The sequence below is a fragment of the Candidatus Poriferisodalis sp. genome (assembly GCF_965203655.1).
In the GTDB taxonomy this organism is placed as follows: Bacteria; Actinomycetota; Acidimicrobiia; order Acidimicrobiales; family Poriferisodalaceae; genus Poriferisodalis.
Map to the genome: position 1 here is coordinate 25271 of NZ_CBDBDD010000002.1, position 18790 is coordinate 44060.

Sequence of the window (18790 nt, forward strand, 5' to 3'; positions counted from 1 at the left end):
GGTCACAGGTAATCCGACCACACCAACACCGACATCTTCATTGCTGTTGCATCCTCCCGCGCGTCCACGCCCAGACCGCTAGCGCCGCACGGCGCCGAGCCGTTCCTGAATAATCCCGGGCTGCTGGTCAAGCAGTGCCAAGAGCACGCGAGCGGGCCCCTGGGGGCGACGGCGTCCCTGCTCCCAGTTTCTCAATGTGCTCGGCGCGACACCGATGCTGCGAGCGAACGCATCCTGCGAGAGCCCAGTTCTGGCACGGATCGCTCTGACATCTGGCTCGGCGACCACCACCTCGTGAGTCACGAAACCGCTTCGCTCGCCGTCCAGATACGCCTCAGCGTCACGGAGGCCAGCCTTGATCTTGTCAAATGCTGACTTCATTTCAGCCCCCCATCGCCAGCAGACAGGCGCCTGCCGATGTCGACGAGTGCTTGACGTTCCTTGGGCGTGAGGCCGGCCTTCTCATTCTTCCTAAACGCAGCTAGCAGGATGATCGGCATCTGGTCGCCTCCAAACAGGAACACGATCCGGGCGCCACCTCGCCTACCGCGTCCTGGCAGTTTGACGCGCATCTTGCGGATGCCCCCTCCGAGCGAAACCCCCTCAGTCGGGTTGGCAGCGCCACGGTTGACAATTTCTTCACGCTCCGTCTCAGACAGAAATGCCGTGGCGTCCGCAAGATACGTAGGTGTTTCTACGACCGTGTACAGGCGTCCATCCATCGCCGATGGTATACGCCATTGGCGTAGTTACGCGCACATCGTTTTTTTGCGCGGGCGGCGCGCCGGGTCGGCGGGGGCCGCAGGCAGCCGGGTAGCTTGCCGCGCATGGACTTCACCATCCCCGCCGACATCGCCCAGCTGCTCGACGACCTGGACACGTTCATCGACGACGTCATCAAGCCCATCGAGAACGAAGACGACAACATCCGCTTTTTTGACCACCGGCGAGAAGACTCGCGCACCGACTGGGAGCGCGAGGGCTTGCCCAATGCGGAATGGGAAGCCCTGCTGGTCCGCATGCGCAAGGAGGCCGACAAGGCGGGCTTCCTGCGCTGGCACCTGCCCGAGCGTTTCGGCGGCAGCAACGGCACCAACCTGGGCATGGCCATCATCCGCGAGCACTTGGCGCGCCGCGGCCTCGGGCTGCACAACGACCTGCAGAACGAGAACTCGATCATCGGCAACTTCCCGACCGTGCTGATGATGGAGCGCTACGGCTCACCCGCCCAGCAGGAGTATTGGATCCCCAAGATGCTGGAGGGCCAGGCCCGCATCGGCTTCGGCCTCACCGAGCCGCTGCACGGCTCCGATGCCACCTGGATGGAAACCACCGCCGTGCGCGACGGCGATGAGTGGGTGATCAACGGCGAGAAGTACTGGAACACCGGGCTCCACCACGCCACCCACGACTACATCTTCGCCCGCACCTCGGGGAACCCCGGCGAGGGGCACGGCATCACCTGCTTCATCGTGCCGGTCGACACGCCCGGGTTTGCGGTGGAGAAGTTCATGTGGACCTTCAACATGCCCACCGACCACGCCCACGTGCGGCTGACTGACGTGCGGGTGAGCAACGACGACATCCTCGGCACCGAGGGACGGGGCCTGCAGACAGCGCAGCTCTTCGTGCACGAGAACCGGATCCGCCAGGCCGCGTCATCGGTCGGCGCCGGCCTGCACTGCATCGATGTGGCGGTCGACTATGTGAAGAACCGCACCACGTTCGGCAAGCCCCTGGCGCAGAACCAGGCCATCCAGTTCCCGCTGGCCGAGCTGTACACCGAAGCCGAGATGGTTCGGGCGCTCATCTGGAAGACCGCTTGGGAGATGGACGAGGGCGTCGACCACATGGAGATCACCGACAAGGTGGCCATGTGCAACTACCGGGGCAACCGGTTCTGCTGCGATGCTGCCGACCGGGCCATGCAGAGCTGCGGCGGCAACGGCTACGGCCGCCACATGCCCTTCGAGCACATCTACCGGCACCACCGCCGGTACCGGATCACCGAGGGCTCAGAGGAGATCCAGATCCGCAAGGTCGCCGGCAAGCTGTTCGGCTTCGCCGGAAGGGCGAAGGGCTAGCACAGCGCCCAACGGGTGCAGCGCTAGCACCGCGCCGGGCGCGCCAAGGGCTAGCGCCGTTCAGTCGTCGAGGCGGGCGGTGGCTTGGCCGGTGAGGACTGGCCGGTCGTCTTGGTTGGTGGTGGTGATGGTGAGATCGACCAGCTTCTGGCCGCCCTCGTCGCGGATATCGGCAACCTCGGCCTTGGCGGTGAGCGTGTCGCCGGGCCACACCTGGCTGGTGAACCGCACGCCGTAGTAGGTGAGGCGGCCGTCGCCGACGTAGTTGGTGACCATGCGGCCGGTCATGCCCATGGTGAGCATGCCGTGGGCGAACACCGTCGGGTAGCCGGCCACCTCGGTGACGAACTTCTCGTCGGTGTGGACTGGGTTGTAGTCGCCCGACGCGCCGGCGTACTGGACGATCTGGGTGCGGGTGAGGTCATCGACGATCTGCTCGGAGTAGCTGTCGCCGACGTTGAGCTGCGATGCGCTGAGTGCCATGTCTGTGTGCCTTCCTGGGTGGTGAGTGCTGCGTTCGTGCCAGTGGCGAACCGCTAGTTGTCGATCCGCGTTTGATGGGTCATCTCCGGCCTAGCCGTCGATGACTTTCTCGGTGACGACGCCGACGCCCTTGGCCGTGATGACCAGCTCGTCGTCTTCGTCGCGGTACTCGGTGACGGCCTCGGAGAACTTGAGGATGCCCGCCCGCTTGGACTGTTTCTCCCAGCGCTCGCCGTCGTAGGTGACCGTGTGCAGCACGTCGCCCGGCTTCAGATGCCGGTGATAGGTGAAGTGCTGCTCGGCGTGCAGCCCACCTGCCGCAGCGCCGGACTGCTTGTCGTCCTCGCGCTCGTCGGCGACGTCATCGCCGTCGGCCTCGGACAGGTCGCGCACCAGGGTGCCCGAGGCGGTGCGGCCGCTGCCGAACCACTTCTTGTCGGCCTTGGGGCGCAGGAAGTAGTCGGGGTCGAACTGCGCACTCGACTGTGCGAACGTCGGCGGCGCGATGATCGAGCCGACCTCGGTGCCAGCGGCGTACTCCGGGTCGCTGTAGATCGGGTTCGTGTCGCCAATCGACCTCGCGAACATCAGGATGTGCGAGGCCTCGACGGGAAATCGCTCGACTGCCATGTCCGGCTCCTTCTGCGGCAGGTTGCGTCAAATTGCCGCCGGCACATGATGGCAGCCGCGCGACAAGCGCGCACGGCCGGCCGGCGCAGACGCTGCCGTGGCCAGCACGGCAATGGGCGCTGCGCTCGCGAAGGTCGTCGATTCCGGGTGCCGTCAGGCCAAAGCGTGCGCAAGTGCGGTGCGGATGGCGGCCGGATCCTCGTTCATCATCATGTGGCCGGCTCCGGCGAGATGGATCACGTCGCAGTCGGCGAAGTCGGCGATCAGCGGTGCTGCGGCCCGCGGTGGGGTCATCTTGTCCTCGCTGCCCACGATGACGGTCACCGGGCACTGAACACGGGCGGCGACGTCACCGGCCTCGTAGGCCGCGCAGGCGGACAGGTCGGCGTGGATCACGCCCTCGTCGGCGCGTTCCAGCAGGGCGACGCTGCCGCCGAGCATCCACAGCCCGGGTGTGGGGTTGGTGGCGACATGCGCCCGGTTGCCGTGTCCCCAGGCGGTCATGAGCTCGGGCGCCAGCAGCTCGTTCTTCTCGGCGGCACCCAGCAGCGCTGGATGGACAGGCATTCCCGCCGCGGTGCCCATCAGCACCAAGCGAGCAATGCGATCGTGATCGGCGGCTGCGGCCTCGGTGCAGACCAGCGACCCCATCGAATGGCCGACAAGACGAACTTGGGCGCAATCGAGCCGCTCCCCCACGGCAGTGATGGCGTCGCCGAGCCAGTCGGCCATCTCGGCCACCGATCCGAGCGGCTCGCCCTCGCTGTTGCCGTGACCCGGCAGGTCGATGGCGAGCGGCGTGTAGCCGTGGTGCGCCAGCCAGCGGGTCTGCAGCTGCCACACCGTGCGGTTCATGCCTGCGCCGTGCACGAGCAGCACCACCGGCGCCTCGGCCGCCGACACTGCATCGGGCACCACTCCCCCGGCGGCCACACCGACAGCATGGTCACGGACGTCAAGCGAAAACATCTCGGTAGCTGTCATCGGTTCAGCCCTTCTGCGATGCCCGCAGGGCGCGGGACAGGTCCGAGATGATGTCGCCCGGGTGCTCCAGGCCCACCGACAGCCGCACCAGGTCCTCGCCGACGCCAGCAGCGACCAGATCCTCGGCGCTCATCTGCTGGTGGGTGGTGCTGGCGGGATGGATCACGAGCGTCTTGGCGTCGCCCACGTTGGCCAGATGCGAGGCCAGCCGCACTGCTTCGATGAACCGCCGTCCGGCCTCGCGCCCGCCTTCGACGCCGAAGCTGAGGATTGCGCCAGCGCCCCGCGGCAGCAGCCGCTTGGCCAGCTCGTGATCGGGATGCGACGGTACCGACGGGTGGCTCACCCAGCTCACGGCGTCGTGGGAGGTGAGGAACTCGATCACCGCCTCGGTATTGGCGACATGGCGGTCCATGCGCAGAGGGAGAGTCTCAACGCCCTGCAACAGGTGGAACGCCACCGCCGGGCTCATGGCGGCGCCGAAGTCGCGCAGGCCCTCCGCTCGGGCCCGCATCGACAGCGCCTGGGGCCCGTACTCGTCGGTGAAGGCGATGCCGTGGTAGCCCGCATAGGGCTCGCTGAGCGTCGGGAACTTGCCCGAGGCGGCCCAGTCGAAACGCCCGCCATCCACCACGACCCCGCCGATCGCAACGCCGTGACCACCGAGGAACTTGGTGGCGCTGTGCATCACGATGTCGGCGCCCAGCTCGATAGGCCGCATCAGGTGCGGCGTGGTGAACGTGGCGTCGAGCATCAGCGGCAGGTCGGCTTCGTGTGCGACGGCGGCAACGGCCGGCACGTCGAGCACCTCGATGTTGGGATTGCCCAGCGTCTCGGCGAACAGCACCTTGGTGTTGGGCTGGATGGCGCTGCGCCACGCATCGAGGTCGCGGGGGTCGACGAACGTGGTGGTGATGCCGAAGCGGGGCAGCGTGAGGCTCAGGATGTTGTGGGTGCCGCCATAGATGTTGCGGCTGGCCACGATGTGGTCGCCCGCTGAGGCGATCGTGGCGCACGCCAGGTGGAACGCCGCCATGCCGCTGGCCGTGCAGACCGCGCCGACGCCGCCCTCGAGCGCGGCGATCCGCTCCTCAAGTACGGCAACGGTGGGATTGGAGATGCGGCTGTAGATGTGGCCGGGGATCTCGAGGTTGAACAGGCTGGCCGCCTGCTCGGTGTCGGTGAAGCTGAACGACGTGGTCTGGTAGATCGGCACGGCCCGCGCCCCGGTGGTCGGGTCGGGCCGCTGACCGGCGTGCAGCGCCAGCGTGTCGAAGTGCAGGAAATCCGGCTCGACCATGGGTGCCTCCGGGGTCGCTTGCCTGCATTCAAGCACTGCTTTGCTATTGAGCGGCTCGAATCGCTTCCCAGACGCGCTGGGGTGTGAGCGGGATGTCGATGTGGGTGACGCCGAGGTGGGCGACCGCGTCGATGACGGCGTTCTGCACTGCAGGCGGAGCGGCGATGGCCCCGTTCTCGCCGATGCCGCGGGTGCCGAGCTCGTTGCGATCGGTGGGTGTGCCGAGCCGGGCAGTCTCGATGGAGGGCACATCGGCTGCGGCCGGGATCAGGTAGTCCACAAGCGTGGTGGTGCGAGGAGTGCCGTCGGCGTCCCACTGCCCTGCCTCCATCAGCGCCTGGGAGATGCCGGCCACCGCGCCGCCGTGCTGCTGTCCTTCGACCGATGCCTCCGACAGCATCCGCCCGCAGTCGTCCACGGCCGCAAATGCCAACAACTCGACACGCCCCGTCTCCGCGTCGACCTCCACGACTGCTGCATGGGTGCCGTAGGGATGGGTCACGCCGGCGCTGCGTTCGGTGACGGTCGCGCTGATTCCCTGCGGTGCTGCCGCGGCAATGTCGGCCCAGCTGGTCAGCCGGGACGGCACGCCAGCAACGTGCGCGCCGTCGGGCGTGAGGCTGATGTCGTCGGGGCTGGCTTCGAGCAGTTCTCCTGCCACCTCGCAGATGCGGGCGCGCAGCTCGGTCGCTGCTTCGGCGATCTGGCTGCCCAGCACCGACGCGGTGCGGGAACCGCCGGTGACCCCGCCGTAGGACGATGTCGCCGAGTCGGCGTCGTTCACCCGCACGGCGCCTTCGGCGATGCCGACCCGGGCGCTGGTGATCTGGGCCCACAGGCTGTGGTGACCCTGGCCGTGGCCGTGACTGCCGCAAGTGACCAGCACGCTCCCGTCGGTGCCCAGCTCCAGCGAGGCGTAGTCAGGATCGTCGCCGCTGCCTGCGCTCTGGCTGTAGCAGCCGTACCCGATCCCGATCAGTGCCGAGCGACCGCCGGCTGCTCGGCGCTCGACTGCCAGCGCCTGCCAGCGTTCGGCGTCGATGAGCTCCTGGGCAGCATCGAGCGCGCGATGCGGGTCGCCGCTGTCGAGCACGATGCCGGTGCCCGTGTCGAACGGCAGCTCGTCAGCACGCAAGAGGTTCCGGCGGCGAACGTCGGCAGGATCTAGGCCGAGCCTGCGGGCGCCGGCGTCGATGGCCCGTTCGAGCGCTGCGTTCACCTCGGGCTGGCCGGCGCCGCGGTAGGCACCGGTCGGCGGGGCGTTCGTGACCGCGGAGCTGATGCGGTAGCGCAGCCGCGGCACGCGGTACAGGCCGGTGCTCTGGCGGTAGCTGGCCGCGGTCAGCATCGGTGCCATGTGCGGGTACGCACCGGCGTCGCACCACATGACCACGTCGATCCCGACGATGCGGCCGTCGGGGTCGAAACCCATCCGGATGCGGTGCCGCTGGCCCCGCCCGTAGGGCATGGAGACGAACTGCTCCTGGCGGCTCTGCACCCAGCGAACCGGGCGTTCGAGCAGCTGGGCGGCCCGGGCCACCACGAAGAACTCCGGCATGGGGTCGCCCCGGCCGCCGAACCCGCCGCCGACCTGCGGTTCGCGGACTCGCACCGCCGTAACCGGGATGCCCAGCAAACGCCGGTACAGGTACGGCGCTCTGTGCACGCCCTGGCCGGTGCTCCAGATGTCCAGCTCGCAGTCAGGCGAAGCGCCCTGCGCCAGCGGCGTGCCCCGGAGCAGCTCGAAGGGCGTCGCGACGATGGCGCACGGCTCGATCGGCAGCGAGGTGAGCCGGTCGTTCTCGCAGACCAGCTCCACAACACACTGCGCGCCGTCACAGGGATCCTCACCGGGTTCGGCAGGAGGGGCAGCTGCATCGTCAAGTTCGGTGGGCGGTGACAGGAAGCCGCCGCCGTCGGGGGGATCCAGCGGCCGCACCACGTTGGTTCCCGCAGCGGGGAACAGCAGCACATCGTCGGCTGCAGCCTGCTCGGCGTCGATGACCGCCGGCAGCTCGTCGATCTCGACGGCGACCAGCTCAGCGGCGTCGAGGGCGTGGACGGGCGAATCGGCCAGCACGACGGCGATCGGCTCGCCGACGAAACGGACCCGTTCGGTGGCCAGCAGCGGCCGGGCCATCTGGCCGCCGAGCGTGGTGGCCCGGTAGTACTCCAGCGGCGCCAATCCCAGCCCCGCCGCTTCGAAGACCGCGACGACGCCCGGCGCCTGCTCGGCCTCGCGCAGATCGACGCTGCGCAGGTCGCCGTGGGCCACCGTCGAGCGCACGAACGCGGCGTGCAAGCAGCCGTCGGGCAGCGGCAGATCGGCGGTGAAGGCCGCCGATCCGCGCAGCATCGGCAGATCCTCAGAGGCAAGTCGCGCCGTCGCCATGGGCTCACCGTAGTGATGCACAGAGGCTGAGCCGCAAGGCGAAGCCGTGGCCCGAGCGGCCCGTGAGCGAAGCGAACTAGAGCGGGGCGAGAGAAGTGTCGCGACAGAACGGCTGTCCGCGCCGCTCGCTTGGTGCAATCGCTGTTCGAGCCGAGTCGGAACCTTCAGTCGGCCGCCGCAGGCTGCGTGCCGGAGTCCCCGGACGTGGCGAGCTCGACGGTGATCTCTGCTCGGTGCTCGTCGAGGTAAGGAGCTCGGCGCATCGGCACGTCGATGCCGCCGACGAGGGAACCGAGCTGGATCATCGGGCCCCACTCGGTCTCGGGCAGGTCGACGACATGACGGTTGTCGACGGCGACCGTGGATCTCACGAAGCCGCGCCGCTCGGCCGGCAGGTCGCTGGTGCCTTCCGGCGTCGTTTGGTGCCAGACCCACTCGGGCCCGTCGGCATCGGGAACTTCGACGTAGGTGCGCTCGGGGCCCGCGCCCCGGTAGTCCATTCCGCCCTTCTCGGCGGGCGGCCGCCCCTCGTACTGCACGAACTCGGCTGCCTGTGCGGCGGTGACGGTCTGGGTCAGCGACGTTCGCACCGTCCGGCCCTCGCCGTCGCTCCGCCGCCGGTACAGCGAGCACAGCACACCGAAGGCGGCGATCATCGGCGTGGCGGCGTCGTGCACCGGCACCGTCAGGAACACCGGCTCGTCATCGCCGCCCTGCGCCGCCATGATCCCGCCCAGCGCCTGCAGCAGCGGATCGAACGCCGGCACCTCGGCCATGGAGTCGTCACGGCCGTAACCAGGACTCTTCACCAGCACCGCATCGGGACGGATGCGGCGCAGGTCCTCATCGGCGACGCCGAGGCGTGCCGCGACGCCCGGCCGGAAGTTCTCCACGATGACGTCGGCCCCGGCCACGAGCTGCGCCATGACCGCATGGTCGGCAGCCTCTTTGAGATCGAGGCAGATCGAGCGCTTTGATTGGTTCCAGCCGTTGAAGTACGGGCCGAGCACGCGGAACGGGTCGCCGCCGGGCTGCTCGATCTTGATGACCTCGGCGCCGAGCATCGCCAAGTGGCGGGTGATGACCGGCCCGGCGATAAACGAGCTGAGGTCGACGGCGTTGACGCCCCGCAGCGGCGGGTTGCCCGGCACCCAGGGCTCGGATTCCGCTCGCGCCGGCCATGCGCCGGCCCTGAGCTCGGCTTCGACCTCGGCGGTGTGCTCGCCGAGCAACGGCGCCGGCCGCAACGCGACCTCGTCGCAGCCATCGATCCACATCGGCTGGGGCGGGGTGCGCACGGTGCCCCGTTCGGGGTGCTCGACCGCAGTGTCGAGCCCGTTGACCTTCGCCAGCTCCGATGCCATGAACTCGTCGCGAGTCTGGGTCGGCTGGCAGGGCACGTCATGCGCGCTGAAGATCTCCAACCATTCGTGGAGCGGGCGGGCGGCGAAGGCGTCTTCGAGGATCGGCGTGATCTCCGCCAGCGGCTCGAGATCGAGCAGGCCCCACGGCGGGTCCGGGAATCGCTCGTCGCCCAGCAGATCCTCGCGGCCGATCGCCCGCAGCATGGCCACATAGAACGGCAGCGTTCCGCAGGCCACGAACATCCACCGGTCATCGGCAGCCCGGAACAGCCGGTAGACGGGCAGCCGGCCGGCCGAGCCGAGCGGGCAGGAGCCGTCGCGGTCCAGGTCGGCCATCTCGGGCACTTCGAAGTCGCCGATCTGCATGGCACCCGAGCCGGACACCTCCGACACGATGTACGTCGGCGCCGACCCTTGGGCTCGCCGTGCGTATAGGCCCGCCGCCGCTGCCATCGCCCCGAGCATCCCGGCGCCGTAGGAAGCGAGCGGCACCACCAGCTCGACGGGGCCCTCGGAGTAGCTGATCTGGTTCCAGCCAATGCCGGTCACGGCGGCCACCTGCGACGGGGTGCCCGCACGGGTTGCGTACGGTCCGCGGTCGCCCCACGTCGGGCACGAGATGATCACTGCGCTTGGGGCGCGCCTGCGGACGGCCGAGGCGGTCGGACCGTCAGGCACGAACACGACATCGGCGCCGGCGAGCAGCTCGCCCAGCAACGGCATCGTCAGCGACGCCTCTGTCGGTCGCAGGATGCCGGGCAGCGACGCCGGCGACCCGTCGACATCGGCAGGCAGCGGCGCACGCTCCCATTCGACGCCGTCGGGCACCACCGAGCGCTTGTTTCGGCTCACGGCGTGGAAGCCCGGGTCAGCTCGGTACGGGTCGCCGCCGGGCGGCTCCACCTTGACCACATCGGCACCCTGATCGGCGAGGAAGCGCGCCGCGTACGGCCCGGCGATGCCGGTCGTCAGCTCCACGACCCGCACACCCTCAAGGCAGCGGACCGGGGCGTTGCCGTCTCGAGCCGCTGCGTCTGTGCTCACCAGCGCGACTGTAGGTGGACGGCTCGGGAATCCGCCCGATGCGCCGCGCTCGGCGCAGTCGAGCCGATGCGGGCGCAGCGACGAGCAGGGCCGCTCCCCGGTCACCGCAGCCCGAGCGTCGTACGATGGCCTCCGTGACGACCACAACCGATTCCGCCGCCGACCCCTTCACCGAGATCCCGATGCCGCAGGCGCCGACGTTCGACACGATCGAGGCCGAGCGGCAGCACCGCAAGGAGCGCCTGGCCTCGGTGTACCGGGCGTTCTCGCTGTTCGGCTTCGAGGAGGGCGTGGCCGGCCACGTCACCGCACGGGACCCCGAGTGGACCGACCACTTCTGGGTCAACCCGTTCGGCGTGGGCTTCGGCCAGATCAAGGTGTCCGACCTGCTGTTGGTGGACCACGACGGCAACATCGTGGAGGGGCGCTACCCGCTGAACCAGGCGGCGTTCGCCATTCACAGCGAGGTGCACAAGGCGCGGCCCGACGTGATCGCCGCGGCGCACACCCACTCGCTGTACGGCAAGACGTGGTCGAGCCTGGGCCGCCTGCTCGACCCGCTCACCCAGGACGCCTGCGCCTTCTACAAAGACCACGCCCTGTTCGACGACTTCACCGGCGTAGTGCTCGACACGTCTGAAGGCAAGCGCATCGGCCAGGCGCTCGGCAACTGCAAGGCGGTGATCCTGCAGAACCACGGGCTGCTCACCGTCGGCAACACCGTGGACGAGGCTGCATGGTGGTTCATCACCATGGAGCGCACCTGCCAGAGCCAGCTGCTGGCTGAAGCGGCCGGCACGCCGATCCCGATCCGCCACGAGTCCGCCAAGCTCACGGCATCGCAGACAGGCAGCCCGCTGGCCGGCTGGTTCAGCTACCAGCCGATCTACGACAAGTTGCTCGAGCGAGACCCCAGCTTCCTCGACTGATCCGCCGCAGGCGCAGTCTGGCTTGCGAGCCGGCTAGGAGTCGTCCTCGTCTGGCGGTGTGAGCTCGGCGTGCAGCACCGCGTGGGTGACCGCTTCGGTTGCGGGCTCGGGAACTTCGAAATGACCGAGCGCGTGAGCGATGAGCGCATCGTGCGCGGCTTGGCGTTCGGCGACGACGTGATCTACCAGTCCCTCGCGCTCGAGATCGGCAGCGTCGGCGGGGTCTGCCGCCCACGCGAGCACAGCCACGTCGGGGTTGTGCTCGCGAGCGATGCGGGCGAACTGCTCCACGGCTGAAGGCGGGCTGTCCACCGAGAGCACGATCCGCGCGTCGCGCAAGCCCGCACGGTCCGCGATCAGGTTCCGCGAGACATCGCCGATGAGCACCCGCCTGCCCGTCGATGCCGCCCAGCGCTGCGCTTCGGGATCGAGCGACACGATGGTGTATGGGATGTGTGCCAGCTCGAGGGCGCTGACGATGCGGCGCGCCCTCGGACCGAAGCCGTTCACGACGGCGTGATCGGTCAGCGGCTCGTAGTCGGCGGGATCGGGCATGTCGTCGTCATCGATGCGAGGTCGCCGGGATGGCCGGTCGTCGGCGCCGGCCTCGAGCCGCGCAGCGAGAGAGTCGCCCCAACGCACGCCGAACGGACTGAATGCCATCAGCAGAACCGTGACAGCGATGAAGGCGTCAGTGCCGTTGGCGAGACCCGCAGGAACGAGTCCGACCTCTTGGCCCGCACGTTCAAGCACGAATGAAAACTCGCCGACCTGTGCGAGCACCACCGCCCCGGAGATGGCCACCGCCCGAGGCTGACGCAGCAGCAGCGCAGCCGATGCGGTCGTGAACAGCTTGATAACGACGACGCTGGCGGCGAGGCCGACCACCAGCGGCAGGTTGCGGGCGAGGTAGCCGACATCGAGCAGCATGCCGATCGACACGAAGAAGGTCGCCGAGAACAGGATCTGCAGCGGCATCACCTCGCCGAGCGCCCGAGCGGCGACGCGGCTCTCGCTCACCATCAACCCAGCGAGGAAGGCGCCCAGCGAGATCGACACGTCGAGCAGGCTCGTCACGTACGCGGTGCCGAAGCAGATGGCCAGGATGGCCAGCAGGAACACCTCTGCGGACTGGAATCGCGAGACGTGCCTGAGCAGCGCAGGCATCAGCGTCCGTGCCGCGACGACCACCGCCACGACGATGCCTGCCGCCTTGCCGAGCGCGAGCAGGATGTCGACGGGACCGCCGGTCTCGCCGCCGAGCAATGGCACCGCCAGCACCATGGCGACAATCGCCAGGTCCTGGAAGATGAGCAACCCGACCGAGACGTTGCCGGTCTGCGATGTCATCGCCCGCCGGCCGGCGAGCACCTTGAGCACGATGGCGGTGCTGCTGAGCGACACGAGCAACCCGGTGAACACCGCCGTCTGCCACTCGACGCCGAACGCCATGACGATCCCGGTGACGATGCCCGTGGTGAGCCCGACCTGGCTGGCACCCCCGATCACCACCAGCGAGGCGAGCTGGCGCACACGTTCGAGGCTGAACTCGATGCCGAGGGTGAACAGCAGCAGCATCACCCCGATGTCGGCCGACTGGTTGACCAGGTCGATGTCGCTGATGAGGCCGATCCCGCTGGGGCCGATGACGGCGCCTGCAACGAGGAAGCCGACGATCGGCACCACCCCGAAACGCGACGACACGAATGCGATCAGCGTTCCCGCAACCAGCAGGATCGCCAGTTCGGTCAACAGCGGCGGTGCCGAAGCAGCTAGCAGCACGTGCCGCCAAGACTAAGGGTGCTGGCCGCCTGCGGAGTTGAGCGGATCTGTGGGGATGCGGCGGGCTACCACTCCGCTGCGATGTACTGCGTCTCGCAGAACTCGTAGATGCCTTCGCTGGCGCCTTCGCGGCCGAGGCCGGACTGCTTCATGCCGCCGAAGGGCGCTGCGGGATCCGACACGGCACCGCGGTTGAGGCCGATCATGCCGGCCTCGATGCGCTCGCTGACCGCCAGGCCCTTGGTGAGATCCTGGGTGTAGACGTAGCCGATGAGGCCCATCTCGGTGTCGTTGGCGGCGGCGATCATGGCGTCGGTGTCGGTGAAGCTGGAGATCGGTGCAACCGGCCCGAAGATCTCCTCGCGGGTGATGGGCACCCCAGGTTCCACGCCGCCGAGCACGGTCGGCTCGTAGAAGAAGCCCGGGCCGTCGATGGCTGCGCCGCCGGTGACGGCCGTGGCTCCCCCGTCGACCGCCGAACGCACCAGGCGGTCGATGTTCTGCACCGAGGCGGCGTTGATCATCGGGCCGCAGGTGACGTCGGGATCGCTGCCGTTGCCGACCTTCATGGCGCCCATCTCGGTTGCCAGCCGTTCGACGAACTCGTCGTGAGCCGGCGCCTCCACGAAGAAGCGGTTGGCTGCCGTACAGGTCTCGGCCGAGTGGCGCATCTTGGCGACCATGGCGCCTGCTGTGGCGGCTTCGAGGTCGGCGTCGGCGAACACGACGAACGGTGCGTTGCCGCCGAGCTCCATCACCACCTTGAGCACCCGGTCGGCGCAGCGCTTCAGCAGCACCCGTCCGACTTCGGTGGAGCCGGTAAACGACAGCATCCGCACGGCCCGGTGGTCGACGACGGCGTCGAGCCAGGCGCCCGAGTTGGCCGTGGGCACGAGGTTGACGACACCGGGCGGCACGCCGGCTTCGCCCAGCAGCTCAGCCACCCGCAGCGAAGTGAGCGGGGCTTCCCGGGGCGGCTTGATGACCACCGTGTTGCCGGCGGCCAGTGCCGGGGCGAGCTTGCGGGTGATCATGGCGGCCGGGAAGTTCCACGGCGTGATCATGGCCACGACGCCGACGGGAGGGTGCCGGGTGATGATGCGGTTGGCGCCCGAGGGGGCAACGCTGATCGAGCCGTGTATGCGCACCGCTTCCTCGGCGTTCCAGCGGAAGAACTCTGCGGCGTAGGCCACCTCGCCGACGGCATCGGCGCGGGGCTTGCCATTCTCCAGCGTGATGAGGTCGGCCAGCTCGTCGGTGTGCTCGATCAGGATGCGGTGGGAGTCGCGCAAGATCTCCGAGCGGACACGGGGTGCCGTGGCTGCCCAGTCAGGCTGCGCGGCGGCAGCCGCGTCGCACGCTGCCGCAGCATCGGCTGGCGTGCCTGCCGCGACGCCGGCGGCAACGTCGCCGGTGGCGGGGTCGAGTACGTCGATCAGCTCACCGCCTGCGGCGCCTCGCCAATCGCCTCCAATGAGCATCTGCGTTTGCATCGCGCCAGCATCGCAAATCGACCGGCCATTGCGCGCCATCGCAGCCGGGCCTCGACGCTGCCACCATTCACGCTTCGGCCGTGCCTCAGAGTTGCCGCTCAGCCGATGGGTCGCTCGCAGCGCCGCGCCAGCCCTCGCTGCTGTGAGGCCGGCCGCTCAGTCGCCGTAGTGCAGCATGCGTTTCTCGCCGGCACGCATCTCGGCGATCGCACGCTGCGCATCGTCGATCGCGTCCTCCAACTGGGCGATGACAGCGTCGCGGTCGGAGGTGAACTCCAGCTCGTCGATCAGTTGGGTCAGGCGATCCTTGCTCCGCCATGCCGCAAACTTCGCCCACTCGGTCCACAGCGTCGCCGGGTCGTCGATGCCGATCAGGTCGGACGTGCGGCTCTGCTCGTCGACCGCGGCCGCGGTCGCCACGTACCCGTTCACCATCGAGATGCGCTCGCACATCTCGTCGAGCGGGCCGGCGCGGTGCACCACCATGTCGCCGTGCAGCGCGATGGCATAGCCGGGTCCGGGAAACTCGGGAGCGACCGTGCGCTCAGCCGGGACCTGCTCGCCGGCCTCAGCCATCTCGGCGGCTTCATGCTTGGTGCCCCCGAACCACTCGAAGCGCCCGCCGGCAACATGGGCAGGGTCGGTCACCGCCAGCACGTAGTCGAGCGGCAGCGTGTCGTGGTGCCACTTGTCGATGCCGACATCGATCTGGGACGGCTCGTAGTTGATGTGGCCGAGGTGCACCGGCATCGGGTGCGGGGCGATCTCGATGCCGTAGATCGCTTCGAGATGTGCTGTCACCTCTGGGCTGAGGCACAGGTCCCGCAGCCAGCGTGAGCGGTAGCAGCCGCCGCGCACGGTGCGCTCGATGCGCTCCCCCGCCGGGCGGGTGAAACAGCGCAGCCGCCTGGCGGTCTCCAGCATGATCGCCGAGCCCTCGTCGCTCAGCATCCGGAACGGCGACGACAGCGCTACCGGCGTGGCCTTGCTGGCAATCTCGGCGTCGTTGTAGCCGAGATCGGCCAGCATCAGCACCTCGGCCGGTTCCTCGAGCTGCAGGTGCCGCTCGGCATCGAACGCCGGCTCCCCTTCCAGCCACTCGTACCCCCGCGGCTGCGTAGCCGGAAACGGAACTGCTTCACCCATCAGCAACGACTCTAGAAGCGAGCTTCTTCACGAGCGCGCCCGGCCATCCATGATCGGCCCTCTACCCCTCAAGGGCCCTCAGCTGGAACGCCGAACGATGTCTGCGCCAGTAGCCACAGCAGATTCTGCTGCTAGAAATTAGATAATATATATTGATATTTACTATTAGTGTCCAACGGCGATGCCAGAAGAGGTTCCCGTTCTTGAGAGCGCCCACCGACACGGGGTTTCAGATGCCGACATTCGCCACGCCTACCGGAACGGCATCGCCGCATTTCGCCTCGACGATTCGTCCGAGATGGTCATCGGCCCCGACTACAGCGGCAGATTCCTCGAATTAGGCGTCGGGTACTCTGAATACGACGGAGCCGAGGTCATCTTCCACGCCATGCCGGCGCGCGACGAGTACCTCAGGAGATTGCTATGAGGCTCACAATCGAGCAGATCGTCGAGAAGTCAGAGGAGTTGGCGGACTACGCCGAATCGTTCGACCCAGACCGAGCCCAGAAGATACCGATCGCCGAGTACCGCCTCTGGCGCGTAGTGCGCACCCACTCCGCCGACCAACGACAAGTGCTCGACGCCGTGACTGAAGCACGTGACGATGACGTTTCGATTGATCGAATCGCCGACATCATCGGCATTTCGCTCGCCGATGCGGCGTCCCTGTGCGACGAGGCCGTCAAGCAGCAGCGTTCCGCCAAGCCCAAACCCGCAGACCACGACATCGGAATCTGAGACCCAACCGGCCGGGCATGACCGCTGCGCAAGCTCACACGCTCTAGGTCGGAGTCGCGGCTGTAGCGTGCGCTTGCATGGGTAGCAGTATGGGTGACGACGGGGGGACGCTGGCGGTCACGGGCGATCCGGAGGCCGATCAGCTTGTGCGGGACGACCCGTTTGCGCTGCTGCTGGGGATGATGCTCGACCAGCAGATCCCGATGGAATGGGCCTTCAAGGGGCCGATCCGGCTGGCCGAACGGCTGGGTGACCGCTTCTCGCCAGCCGCCATCGCCGAGATGGCTCCCGACGAGCTCGAGACGGCCTTCAAGACCAAGCCGGCGCTGCATCGCTTCCCCGGGTCGATGGCGAAGCGCTGCGGCGAGCTGGCCCGCCACATCGTCGAGCACTACGACGGCGATGCCGGCGCGGTCTGGGCCGACGTGCGCAGCGGCAAGGCACTGTACGACCGGCTGCGGGCCCTGCCCGGCTACGGCGACGAGAAAGCCAAGATCTTCGTGGCGATCCTGGCAAAGCGCTTCGGCGTGGCGCCACGCGGCTGGAAGGCCGTGGCCGGCCCCTTCGCCGACCGCCAGCCGCGATCGGTGGCCGACATCGACGGGCCTGATGCGCTCGCCGAAGTCCGCCTCTGGAAGAAGAACCAGAAAGCCGCCGGCAAGTCGAAACAGGACTGAGCGGCAGGACCGAGCGGCGGCACTGAGCGCGACGCTGAGCGAACGGATTAACCGTCGAGCCGCTCGGCGGCCAGCTCGCGTAGCTCGGTCTTGAGCACCTTGTTTGACGGGTTCAGCGGCAGCGCCTCGACGTTCCAGAAGTAGCGGGGCACCTTGTAGTTGGCCATCTGCTCCCTGCACCACGTCCGCAGCTCGTCGGCCTCCGGCGCACCAGCCGGCGACGGCACCACGAACGCAGCGCCCGCCTCGCCGAGCCGCTCATCTGGCACGCCGATCACCGCCACCTGGCCGATCAGCGGATGCTCGGACATGACGTTCTCCACCTCGGCGGGATACACGTTGAAGCCGCCGTTGATGTACATGTCCTTCTTGCGATCGGTGATGTCGATGTAGCCCAGCTCGTTCATCACGCAGATGTCGCCGGTATGCAGCCAGCCGTCGGCATCGATGGTCTTGGCGGTCTGCTCGGGATCGTCGAGGTAGCCGGTGGTGACGCAGTAGCCGCGTACCAGCAGCTCCCCGGGCTCGCCGGCCGGCACGTCCCGGCCGTCGTCGTCCACTACGCGCAGCTCGATGCCCGCCAGCGCCTTCCCGCTCGTGGAGGCCACCAGATCGGGCGGGTCGCCCGCCGAGCAGATCGTGGCCAGGCCGTGGGTCTCGGTCATGCCGAATGCGGTGATGACCGTCTCGAAGCCGAGCCGTTCGCGCATCGCCACGACCGTCTCCACGGGGATCGCCGCCGCACCGGTGATCGCCGAGCGCAGGCTGGACGTGTCGTACCGGTCGAGTCCTGCGAAGTTGACCATCGACTGGAAGATCGCAGGCGGACCCGGCAGCACGGTCACCCGCTCGGACTCGATCCGCTCGAGCACAGCCTCAACCTCGAACACGGGGTGAGGCAGGATCGTGGCCCCCTTCAGGATGCACGGCGTGATCGAGCCGCAGAATCCGAACGCGTGAAAGAACGGGTTGATCACCAGCATCCGATCACCCGAGCGCATCCCCAACTCGTCGGCGTACTGGCGGAAGCCGCGGATGATCGATGCCGGCCGGATCATGACGCCCTTGGGCAGCCCGGTCGTGCCCGAGGTGAACATCACCAGGCCGAGGTCGTCGCCCGTTGCTGCGGCTGCGCGCCTCGCAGCTTCTGCGACGCCGTCGGGCGTGGCTGTGGCCACGAACTCGTCGAACGAGGTCGTGCCCGGCGGTGTGTCGCCGCGCAGGATCACCGTGCGTTCGAGCGAATCGATGGTGTGACCGTCTGAGGCGGCGGTCTCGAGGTCAGCCACATAGTCGTACCCGAGGAACCCGACCACGGTGAAGAGCAGCTTGACCCTCGCCCGCGACAGCACATACGCGGCCTCGCGGCCCCGGAAGCGAGTGTTGACCGGCACGATGACGCCGCCGGCTCGCAGCGTGCCCATGGCCGCGACCACCCACTCCCAGGCGTTGGGCGCCCACAACCCGACGGCATCGCCTGCTCGGAGACCGCTCGCCACCAGCGCTGCTGCGCACGCTTCGGTGCGCGTCGCCAGCTCTGCGAATGTCATTGACATGTCGCCGTCGCGGATTGCCTCGGCGTCGCCGAACTCCGCTGCCGCCCGCTCCACGAGTGCGGGGTAGTTGTCGGGCACCGCGCTGGTCACGGCGCACAGTCTTGCTGCTCGCCATCGCACGCTCACGGTGGGCGAGCCAGACTGCGGGGTGATGTCGCCTGCACACTTCCGCGGCGCAACCGCGCCCC

At 68.4% G+C, this 18790-nt stretch carries 17 protein-coding genes; 5 read left to right on the forward strand and 12 right to left on the reverse strand.

Going from position 1 to position 18790, the window contains the following annotated elements; translation table 11 throughout:
* Positions 1–78: 78 nt before the first annotated feature.
* Entirely contained in the window at positions 79–381 is a 303-nt protein-coding gene (locus ACOGW9_RS00575; RefSeq protein ID WP_419856214.1) for a helix-turn-helix domain-containing protein, read from the reverse strand.
* Complete coding sequence (locus tag ACOGW9_RS00580) at positions 378–722, reverse strand: type II toxin-antitoxin system RelE/ParE family toxin (protein WP_419907372.1); 345 nt, start codon at positions 720–722, stop codon at positions 378–380. Before ACOGW9_RS00580 ends, ACOGW9_RS00575 begins: the two co-directional genes overlap by 4 nt.
* A gap of 105 nt (positions 723–827) precedes the next feature.
* Between ACOGW9_RS00580 and ACOGW9_RS00585 the strand changes: the two genes are divergently transcribed.
* Positions 828–2084 (forward strand): acyl-CoA dehydrogenase family protein, encoded by a 1257-nt coding sequence (locus ACOGW9_RS00585; protein ID WP_419907374.1) that lies wholly within the window; start codon positions 828–830, stop codon positions 2082–2084.
* A gap of 60 nt (positions 2085–2144) precedes the next feature.
* Here ACOGW9_RS00585 and ACOGW9_RS00590 read toward each other — a convergent pair whose 3' ends face one another.
* The 6 genes from ACOGW9_RS00590 to ACOGW9_RS00615 form a co-directional block, all read right to left on the reverse strand.
* Entirely contained in the window at positions 2145–2567 is a 423-nt protein-coding gene (locus ACOGW9_RS00590) for a MaoC/PaaZ C-terminal domain-containing protein (RefSeq protein ID WP_419907376.1), read from the reverse strand.
* Positions 2568–2657: 90 nt separating this feature from the next.
* A complete protein-coding gene (locus ACOGW9_RS00595) occupies positions 2658–3197 on the reverse strand; it encodes an FAS1-like dehydratase domain-containing protein (RefSeq protein WP_419907378.1) in 540 nt (179 codons plus the stop codon).
* Between the two features lie 153 nt (positions 3198–3350).
* Complete coding sequence (locus ACOGW9_RS00600; protein WP_419907380.1) at positions 3351–4181, reverse strand: alpha/beta fold hydrolase; 831 nt, start codon at positions 4179–4181, stop codon at positions 3351–3353.
* A 4-nt stretch (positions 4182–4185) separates the two neighbouring features.
* Positions 4186–5481 (reverse strand): O-acetylhomoserine aminocarboxypropyltransferase, encoded by a 1296-nt coding sequence (locus tag ACOGW9_RS00605; RefSeq protein ID WP_419907382.1) that lies wholly within the window; start codon positions 5479–5481, stop codon positions 4186–4188.
* 43 nt (positions 5482–5524) lie between these two features.
* The gene (locus ACOGW9_RS00610) at positions 5525–7873 is read right to left on the reverse strand and encodes a xanthine dehydrogenase family protein molybdopterin-binding subunit (protein WP_419907384.1); all 2349 of its coding nucleotides are present in this window, start codon (positions 7871–7873) and stop codon (positions 5525–5527) included.
* 164 nt (positions 7874–8037) lie between these two features.
* Entirely contained in the window at positions 8038–10281 is a 2244-nt protein-coding gene (locus ACOGW9_RS00615; RefSeq protein WP_419907386.1) for a CoA transferase, read from the reverse strand.
* A gap of 134 nt (positions 10282–10415) precedes the next feature.
* Between ACOGW9_RS00615 and ACOGW9_RS00620 the strand changes: the two genes are divergently transcribed.
* Entirely contained in the window at positions 10416–11210 is a 795-nt protein-coding gene (locus tag ACOGW9_RS00620; protein ID WP_419907388.1) for a class II aldolase/adducin family protein, read from the forward strand.
* Between the two features lie 33 nt (positions 11211–11243).
* Here ACOGW9_RS00620 and ACOGW9_RS00625 read toward each other — a convergent pair whose 3' ends face one another.
* The 3 genes from ACOGW9_RS00625 to ACOGW9_RS00635 form a co-directional block, all read right to left on the reverse strand.
* Positions 11244–12992: a cation:proton antiporter gene (locus ACOGW9_RS00625; protein ID WP_419907389.1), complete on the reverse strand. Its 1749-nt coding sequence runs from the start codon at positions 12990–12992 to the stop codon at positions 11244–11246.
* A 65-nt stretch (positions 12993–13057) separates the two neighbouring features.
* Positions 13058–14485 (reverse strand): NAD-dependent succinate-semialdehyde dehydrogenase, encoded by a 1428-nt coding sequence (locus tag ACOGW9_RS00630; RefSeq protein ID WP_419907391.1) that lies wholly within the window; start codon positions 14483–14485, stop codon positions 13058–13060.
* A gap of 156 nt (positions 14486–14641) precedes the next feature.
* Positions 14642–15631, reverse strand: a complete 990-nt coding sequence (locus ACOGW9_RS00635) for a hypothetical protein (protein ID WP_419907393.1) — start codon at positions 15629–15631, stop codon at positions 14642–14644.
* A 181-nt stretch (positions 15632–15812) separates the two neighbouring features.
* On the opposite strand from ACOGW9_RS00635, the gene ACOGW9_RS00640 reads away from it, so the two are divergent.
* The 3 genes from ACOGW9_RS00640 (at position 15813) to ACOGW9_RS00650 (ending at position 17046) form a co-directional block, all read left to right on the forward strand.
* Positions 15813–16058, forward strand: coding sequence for a hypothetical protein (locus ACOGW9_RS00640; RefSeq protein WP_419907395.1), 246 nt, complete (start codon positions 15813–15815; stop codon positions 16056–16058).
* Complete coding sequence (locus tag ACOGW9_RS00645) at positions 16055–16369, forward strand: hypothetical protein (RefSeq protein WP_419907397.1); 315 nt, start codon at positions 16055–16057, stop codon at positions 16367–16369. The genes ACOGW9_RS00640 and ACOGW9_RS00645 overlap by 4 nt, the downstream gene beginning before the upstream one ends.
* Positions 16370–16446: 77 nt before the next feature.
* Entirely contained in the window at positions 16447–17046 is a 600-nt protein-coding gene (locus ACOGW9_RS00650) for an HhH-GPD-type base excision DNA repair protein (RefSeq protein ID WP_419907399.1), read from the forward strand.
* Between the two features lie 47 nt (positions 17047–17093).
* Here the strand turns inward: ACOGW9_RS00650 and ACOGW9_RS00655 are convergent, their stop codons facing one another.
* Positions 17094–18692: an AMP-binding protein gene (locus tag ACOGW9_RS00655; RefSeq protein WP_419907401.1), complete on the reverse strand. Its 1599-nt coding sequence runs from the start codon at positions 18690–18692 to the stop codon at positions 17094–17096.
* Positions 18693–18790: the final 98 nt, after the last annotated feature.